General features: G+C 67.4%; 10 protein-coding genes. 9 read left to right on the top strand and 1 reads right to left on the bottom strand.

From position 1 onward, the window contains the following. Nucleotides 1–98: 98 nt before the first annotated feature. Nucleotides 99–866: an exodeoxyribonuclease III gene (gene xth / locus AC5P78_RS20985; protein ID WP_065183643.1), complete on the top strand. Its 768-nt coding sequence runs from the start codon at nt 99–101 to the stop codon at nt 864–866. A gap of 72 nt (nt 867–938) precedes the next feature. Here the strand turns inward: xth and AC5P78_RS20990 are convergent, their stop codons facing one another. Next, a complete protein-coding gene (locus tag AC5P78_RS20990; RefSeq protein ID WP_005411656.1) occupies nt 939–1,190 on the bottom strand; it encodes a GlsB/YeaQ/YmgE family stress response membrane protein in 252 nt (83 codons plus the stop codon). 84 nt (nt 1,191–1,274) lie between these two features. Here AC5P78_RS20990 and AC5P78_RS20995 point away from each other — a divergent pair, with 84 nt between their 5' ends. The 8 genes from AC5P78_RS20995 (at nt 1,275) to AC5P78_RS21030 (ending at nt 7,416) form a co-directional block, all read left to right on the top strand. Continuing rightward, nucleotides 1,275–1,874, top strand: coding sequence for a 4'-phosphopantetheinyl transferase family protein (locus AC5P78_RS20995; protein WP_033835351.1), 600 nt, complete (start codon nt 1,275–1,277; stop codon nt 1,872–1,874). A gap of 39 nt (nt 1,875–1,913) precedes the next feature. Next, on the top strand, nt 1,914–2,552 hold the full coding sequence (gene rsmG, locus AC5P78_RS21000) for a 16S rRNA (guanine(527)-N(7))-methyltransferase RsmG (protein ID WP_012481632.1): 639 nt from the start codon (nt 1,914–1,916) through the stop codon (nt 2,550–2,552). Between the two features lie 113 nt (nt 2,553–2,665). After that, nucleotides 2,666–3,463, top strand: a complete 798-nt coding sequence (locus tag AC5P78_RS21005; RefSeq protein WP_005411653.1) for a ParA family protein — start codon at nt 2,666–2,668, stop codon at nt 3,461–3,463. Beyond that, nucleotides 3,463–4,386, top strand: coding sequence for a ParB/RepB/Spo0J family partition protein (locus AC5P78_RS21010; RefSeq protein ID WP_005411652.1), 924 nt, complete (start codon nt 3,463–3,465; stop codon nt 4,384–4,386). The genes AC5P78_RS21005 and AC5P78_RS21010 overlap by 1 nt, the downstream gene beginning before the upstream one ends. A 125-nt stretch (nt 4,387–4,511) precedes the next feature. Then, entirely contained in the window at nt 4,512–5,246 is a 735-nt protein-coding gene (locus tag AC5P78_RS21015) for a suppressor of fused domain protein (protein WP_024957791.1), read from the top strand. A gap of 45 nt (nt 5,247–5,291) precedes the next feature. Next, nucleotides 5,292–6,257 (top strand): NAD-dependent epimerase/dehydratase family protein, encoded by a 966-nt coding sequence (locus AC5P78_RS21020; protein ID WP_005411650.1) that lies wholly within the window; start codon nt 5,292–5,294, stop codon nt 6,255–6,257. An 89-nt stretch (nt 6,258–6,346) separates the two neighbouring features. Then, nucleotides 6,347–7,069 carry a glycosyltransferase family 2 protein gene (locus AC5P78_RS21025; protein ID WP_005420380.1) on the top strand — a complete coding sequence of 241 codons (723 nt, stop codon included), beginning with the start codon at nt 6,347–6,349 and terminating at the stop codon, nt 7,067–7,069. Beyond that, entirely contained in the window at nt 7,069–7,416 is a 348-nt protein-coding gene (locus AC5P78_RS21030) for a lipid-A-disaccharide synthase N-terminal domain-containing protein (RefSeq protein WP_005414908.1), read from the top strand. Before AC5P78_RS21025 ends, AC5P78_RS21030 begins: the two co-directional genes overlap by 1 nt. The last annotated feature ends 270 nt before the right edge of the window (nt 7,417–7,686 follow it).

Raw genomic sequence — 7,686 nt, forward strand, 5'->3', positions numbered from 1 at the left:
CCGGCACTACCGGTGGGTGGCAGCCTTGGTTGGCACGCGGGGGCCGTGCGCCAACCAAGGCTGGCGTCTACCAAAGCTGGCCCGGGTAGAATGCCCGCATGAAGATCGCCTCGTGGAACGTCAATTCGCTCAATGTCCGCCTGCCGCACCTGGAGCAGTGGCTCAGGGAGTTCGGCCCGGACATCGTCGGTATCCAGGAAACCAAGCTGGAGGACCACAAGTTCCCCGATTCTGCGCTGATCGCCGCCGGCTACCGCAGCGTGTTCGCCGGCCAGAAGACCTACAACGGCGTGGCGCTGCTGTCGCGTGAGCCGGCGCAGGACGTGCAGATCGGCATTCCCGGCTTCGAGGACGAACAGAAGCGCGTCATTGCCGGTACCTTCGGCGACCTGCGGGTGATCAACCTGTACGTGGTCAACGGCCAGGACATCGGTACCGACAAGTACGAGTACAAGTTGCGCTGGCTGGAAGCGGTGCATGCCTGGATCGCCGAAGAGCTGCAGCGCCACCCGAAGCTGATCGTGATGGGTGACTTCAACATCGCCCCGGACGCGCGCGATGTGCACGACCCGGAGGTGTGGAACGACAACCACATCCTGACCTCCACCGCCGAGCGCGGCGCGCTCAACAAGCTGCTGCAGCTGGGCCTGCACGATGGCTTCCGCCTGCACAACGACGAGGCGGGCACCTTCAGCTGGTGGGATTACCGTGCCGCCGGCTTCCGCCGCAACCTGGGCCTACGCATCGACCTGACCCTGGTCTCCGATGCGCTGAAGGGCAGCGCGGTGGCCTCGGGCATCGACCGCGAGCCACGCACCTGGGAACGCCCGAGCGACCATGCGCCGGCCTGGGTGCAGATCGGTTGAACGAACAGGGCCCGACGATTGCCGGGCCCGTTCTGGAACATCCGCCGGCCAGTGGCCGGCACTACCCTCGGATCACCGTATGCTCTTGCGGGTGAACAGGTTGACGATCGCCAGCAGGATCACCGCGCCGATCAGCGAGAACAGGAAGGTGCGGATGGTGATCGCTTCGTTGATGCCGCCGCCGAACAGCCAGCCGGAAATCAGCGCGCCGACGATGCCGACCACGATGTTGAGGATGATGCCCTGCTGGGCATCGCGCTTCATGATGATGCTGGCCAGCCAGCCTACGATGCCGCCGACGATCAGCCAGATGATGATGCCCATGATCGAACCTCCGGTGGGAAACTGTGACCAGTTGACGCGCACGGCCGTGAACCCGTCGTGCAATTGCGTGATGGGCGCGTGCGGATGAGCCTGCCAGCCACCCTCGACGGCCCGTGGCGCTTCGGTCCGGTAACGGTCTGGCGGCGTCCGCACGTGCCGGGCCAGCGCGGTGAACCGCAGGCCCGGCAGGTACTGGCGCAGGCGCTGGGCACCGATCCGCAGACGCTGCCACTGGTCCGTGACGACAAGGGCCGGCCGGAGCTGAGCGGCCCGTTGGCCCACTACGGGACCGGCTGGAGCCACAGCGGTGAGGTGCTGCTGGTGGCGCTGGGCGAAGGCGTGCGGCTGGGCGTGGACCTGGAACTGCTGCGGCCGCGGCCGCGTCTTCTGGAAATCGTGCGGCGCTTCTTCCACCCGCAGGAGGTGGCCTGGCTGGAACGCCTGGACGAGGCCGACCGCGAGCACTGGTTCTTCCGCGTATGGTGCGTCAAGGAGGCGATCCTGAAGGCGCACGGGCAGGGCATCTCGTTCGGGCTGCACCGCCTGCAGCTGGCGCCGGGGGCCGATGGCGCCCTGCACCTGCGCTGGTGCGACCCGGAACTGGGCGAGGCCGCGCGCTGGCACCTGCACGAATGGCAGGCCACCGGCCAGTTCCGTGCGGCGTTGGCCTGGTATCCGCACTGAAGCGGGGAATCAGCGCGCAAAACCGGCGATAATGTCGGCATGAGCGAACACCCACTTCCCGCCAGCGTGGCTGCCACGCTGGAACAGGGCCTGGCCAGCATGGGCCTGGACGCCGCGCTGGCGCCGCCGCTGCTGCGCTACCTGGCCCTGCTACACCGCTGGAACGGCACCTACAACCTCACCGCCATCCGCGACCCGCAGGAGATGGTTACCCGCCACCTGCTCGATTCGCTGGCGATGCAGCCGTTCGTGGCTGATGGCAGCCTGGCCGACCTCGGTACCGGCCCCGGGTTGCCCGGCATCCCGCTGGCGATCGCCTGCCCGGGCCTGCAGGTCACCCTGGTGGAGAGCAACGGCAAGAAGGCGCGCTTCATGCGCGAGGCCGTGCGCCAGCTCGGCCTGGGCAACGCCCGCGTGGCCGAATCGCGGGCCGAAGCGCTGGACGAGGCCGGTCGTTACGACCAGCTGACCGCGCGCGCAATGGATACCCTGGCTGGCATCGTCCGCGTCGGTGGCCATCTGCTGCGCCCCGGTGGCGTGCTGCTGGCCATGAAGGGCGTCTACCCGCATGAGGAGATCGCGGAACTGCCGGCTGGCTGGCAGGTGCGTGAGGTGACCCCGCTGAGCGTGCCCGGCCTGGCCGGCGAACGCCACCTGGTCACCGTTACAGGTCCCTGATTCCCGCCGCCAGCCCTTTGTGGAACAACGGGTTGGCGATCCACGATTTCCGCAAGGGGCCGGTTGTACGCATAATGACCGGTCCCAACCATCCGTCGACGAGGCACACCCGCATGGCCCGCATCATCGCCATCGCCAACCAGAAGGGTGGCGTCGGCAAGACCACGACCGCCGTCAACCTGGCCGCTTCCCTGGCCAACGCACCCAAGCGCGTGCTGTTGGTCGACCTGGACTCGCAGGGCAACGCGACCATGGGCAGCGGCGTGGACAAGCGTGAGCTGGCGGCCTCCACCTGCGATCTGCTGCTGGGCGAGAACAGCGCCGCCGATGTGCGCGTGCAGACCGCCGAAGGCTACGACCTGCTGCCGGGCAACATCGACCTGACCGCCGCCGAGATCCAGCTGATGGGCCAGAGCGAGCGCGAGCAGCGCCTGAAGCGCGCATTGGCGCCGATCCGCGACGAGTACGACTACATCCTGATCGATTGCCCGCCGGCGTTGTCGCTGCTGACGCTCAACGCGCTGGCCGCCGCCGATTCGGTGATCGTGCCGATGCAGTGCGAGTACTACGCACTGGAAGGCCTGAGCGCGCTGGTGGAAACCATCGAAGCGCTGCGCACCAGCCTGAACCCGGCGCTGGAGATCGAAGGCGTGCTGCGCACCATGTTCGACGTGCGCAACAACCTGGCCAACGCAGTGTCGGCCGAGCTCACCGAGCACTTCGGCGACCGCGTGTTCCGCACCATCGTGCCGCGCAACGTGCGCCTGGCCGAGGCGCCCAGCCATGGCCAGAGCATCGTCGGCTACGACCGCGCCTCGCGCGGTGGCGTAGCCTACCTGGGCCTGGCCGGCGAGATCATCCGCCGCAACAACGAACGCAACAAGGCCGCCAAGGCCGTGGAGACCGTCTGATGACCAGCAGCAAGCCGGCAGCCAAGAAGCGAGGCCTCGGCCGTGGCCTGGACGCGCTGCTGGGCCCGAAAGGCGCGGTCAGCCAGGTGCAGGCCACCACCGCGGTGATTGAGCCGCTGCCGGGTGAAGTGCTGCGCAAGTTGCCGGTCGGCCAGCTGCAGCCGGGCAAGTACCAGCCGCGCCGCGAGATGGACGAGGGCAAGCTCTCCGAGCTGGCCGACTCGATCAAGTCGCAGGGCGTGATCCAGCCGATCCTGGTGCGCCAGCTGCCGGCAGGCAACTACGAAATCGTCGCCGGTGAGCGCCGCTGGCGCGCATCGCAGCTGGCCGGCCTGGACGAAGTGCCGGTGGTGGTGCGCGAGCTGGAAGACCGCACCGTCATCGCGATGGCGCTGATCGAGAACATCCAGCGCGAAGACCTCAACCCGCTGGAAGAAGCCGAGGCGCTGCAGCGCCTGATCAGCGAGTTCACCCTGACCCATGCCGAGGCCGCCGAGGCCGTCGGCCGCTCGCGCGCGGCGGTGTCCAACCTGCTGCGCCTGCTGGAGCTGCCGGTTGCGATCCGCTTGCTGCTGGAAACCCGCCGCCTGGAAATGGGCCACGCCCGCGCGCTGCTGACCCTGGCTCCCGAGCTGGCTGGCAAGCTGGCGCAGGAAGCTGCCGATGAAGGCTGGTCGGTGCGCGAGGTCGAGCGCCGTGCGCAGGCCTTCGCGGCCGGCAAGGTGCCGAGCAACCGCCCGGTGGCGACGCCGAAGGTGCAGCAGGCCGACATCGCCTCGCTGGAAACCGAACTGTCCGAAGCACTGGGTGCCAAGGTGGCGATCAACCACGGCCGGGGCGGCAAGGGCAAGCTGATCATCCACTACACCGACCTGGATACCTTGGACGGCGTGCTGGAAAAGCTGCGTACGCGCCAGGGCTGAGCCCGGCGCCGCGCCAGGGGGTGCGGCCTGTTCCCGCCGCGTCCTGCAGATGACAGGGAACGCACCGCCGCGCGTGCCGGGGATGCACTGCTCTCCGGTCCGTGGCCTCATCCAGGGAACAGGACATGAGCAACGAATACGAGGACGTCAGCCCGGACGGCACCCAGATACTGGTACATCGCCGCGAAAAGGACTTCGTGCCCGCCATCGGCGAAGAACAGCACATCGAGGCGATCAGCGCCCACCTCGAACGCCATCTGGGCCCGGTGTCCGGTGTCTTCCACGAGATCATCTCCGATCTGGTGCACATCGACGTGCACGTGGTGCCGGCCAATGACCACTGCCCGTACCTGCGCCTGGTTACCTCCGGCATGAGCGACCTGCCGATGACCGTGCCCGCCGAGGTGGACGCAGACGTGCCGCGCTACATGGAACTGATGGTGACCCTGCCGGCCGACTGGCCGATCTCCCAGGACGCCTTCGAGGACGAGCGCAATTACTGGCCGGTGCGCCTGCTGAAGGGCATGGCACGGTTGCCGCACGAGTACGACACCTGGCTGGGCTTCGGCCACACCATTCCCAACGGCCATCCCAGCGAGCCCTACGCGCCGGGCGTGGGTTTCGACGGTGCCATCGTGCTGTCGCCGGTGACCGCCCCGGAGGACTTCGCCACGCTGGCGCTGGAGGACGGCAGGACCATCAGCTTCATGAGCCTGGTTCCGCTGTACCCGGAAGAGATGGACCTGAAGCTGAGGAAGGGCGCCGAGGTGCTGCTCGACCGCTTCGATGCGAAGAACATCCAGGACGTGATCGAACCCGGCCGCACCAACGTGGCGAAGAAGCGTTTCGGTTTGTTCTGAGACCGGTAACATCAGGGGCCTGAACTTCGTTTCCAGGCCCCTGTCATGACCATCCTGCTCACCGGCGCTGCCGGCTTCATCGGTGCCTACACCGCCCGCGCGCTGCTGGAGGCCGGCCAGCCCGTGGTCGGCCTGGACAACTTCAACGACTACTATGACCCGCAGATCAAGCGCGACCGCGTGGCTGCGCTGTGCCCGGCGCTGGACCTGCGCACCCTGGACCTGACCGACCAGCAGGGCCTGGCGGCACTGTTCGACGAGGTGAAGCCGACTGCGGTGATCCACCTGGCCGCGCAGGCCGGCGTGCGCTATTCGCTGGAAAACCCGCACGCCTACGTCGACAGCAACCTGGTCGGCTTCGTCAACATGCTCGAACTGTGCCGTCACCGTGGCGTGCAGCACCTGGTGTATGCCTCCAGCAGCTCGGTCTACGGTGATTCGGCCACGCCGCCGTTCTCCGAGGACCAGCGCGTGGACCAGCCGCGCTCGCTGTACGCGGCGACCAAGGCGGCCAACGAGCTGATGGCCTACACCTACGCGCAGCTGTACGGCCTGCATGCCACCGGCCTGCGCTTCTTCACCGTGTATGGCCCGTGGGGCCGGCCGGACATGGCACCGCTGCTGTTCTCGCGCGCGGTGCTGGCCGGGCGGCCAATCGACGTGTTCAACGAGGGCCGCATGCAGCGCGATTTCACACATGTCTCCGACATCGTGTCGGGTATCCTCGGCGCGCTCGCGCATCCGGCCGATGGTCCGGTACCGCACCGGGTGTTCAACCTCGGCAACCATACGCCGGTCGAGCTGGAGCGCTTCATCAGCGTGATCGAGCAGGCCGCCGGTCGCCCCGCGCAGAAGGTCTACAAGCCGATGCAGCCGGGCGACATGGTGCGCACGATGGCCGATACCCGGCGCGCCCATGACGCATTCGGCTTCGACGCGGTGACCCCGATCGAAGAAGGGTTGCCCCCCGTCGTGCAGTGGTGCCGCGAGTATTTTGGCGACCGCGCCTGAGGACGGATCCTCACACAGCCGGATTCATCTTCGGATAACCTCGGCTTCGGAGAATGCGCGGTCTTTGTCCCCCTTTGGCCGAGTGCCTTATGAGCCAACCCGAGCTTTCCGTTGTCGTCCCGGTGTTCAACGAACGCGACAACGTCGCCCCGCTGGTTGCCGAAATCACCGCTGCACTGCGTGGCCGGCTGCCGTTCGAGATCGTCTACATCGATGATCACTCGCGCGATGACACCCTGGCGGTGCTGCAGGGCCTGAAGGCGACCACACCGGAACTGCGGGTGCTGCACCATGTGAACCAGAGCGGGCAGAGCACCGCCGTGCGCACCGGTGTCAAGCATGCGCGGGCGCCGTGGATCGCCACCCTGGATGGCGATGGCCAGAACGATCCGGCCGATATCCCCAAGCTGCTGGCCGCGCGCGATGCCGCCGAGGCGCAGGTGAAGCTGTTCGCCGGCTGGCGGGTCAACCGCCAGGACAGCGGCAGCAAGCGCTGGGCCAGCAAGTGGGCCAACGCCATCCGCGCACGCATGCTGCGCGACGATACGCCCGATACCGGCTGCGGCATCAAGCTGTTCGAGCGCAGCGCGTTCCTCGACCTGCCGTACTTCGACCACATGCACCGCTATCTGCCCGCGCTGATGCAGCGTGCCGGCTGGAAGACCACCAGCGTGCCGGTCAACCACCGCCACCGTACCGCCGGCGTGTCCAAGTACAACAACCTGGGCCGTGCACTGGTCGGCATCCGTGACCTGCGCGGCGTGGCGTGGCTGATCACCCGCAGCAAGCGCACCGCGGTGGAGGAGCGTTGATGGATCTGGAGCTGCACTGGCTCGACCAGCCGCTGACCTGGTTGTACTGGACCGGCCTGCATGTGACCGGCTGGAAGCTGATCGGCTATACCGGCGCGCTGATGTTCGGCGGCCGCTGGCTGGTCCAGTTCATCGCGTCCAAGCGTGCGGGCAAGCCGGTGATTCCGCGCCTGTTCTGGTACATGAGCGTGGTCGGCAGCCTGATGACGCTGAGCTACTTCCTGTTCTCGGCCAAGCAGGACTCGGTGGGCGTGCTGCAGAACCTGTTCCCGGCGTTCACCGCGCTGTACAGCCTGCAGCTGGACATCAAGCACCGGGGCTGGAAGCGGGACAAGGCCAGCCATTGAGACTACGCCGGGATGCGGTCTGCCGTGGGTAGAGTCGACTGTCAGTCGACTTTCGCGCGGAGCGCGGGGTTTGCTGCATATGGCGGAAGAGCAGCCGACTGACAGTCGGCTCTACCACGCGCCTTCGGCGCTGGGGCCCCGGCCTGCGGCCGGTTCCCGGCCCTGCCTGCCGTGGGTAGAGTCGACTGTCAGTCGACTTTCGCGCGGAGCGCGGGGTTTGCTGCATATGGCGGAAGAGCAGCCGACTGACAGTCGGCTCTACCACGCGCC

Source organism: Stenotrophomonas sp. YJH_SMC_133 (assembly GCF_059370655.1).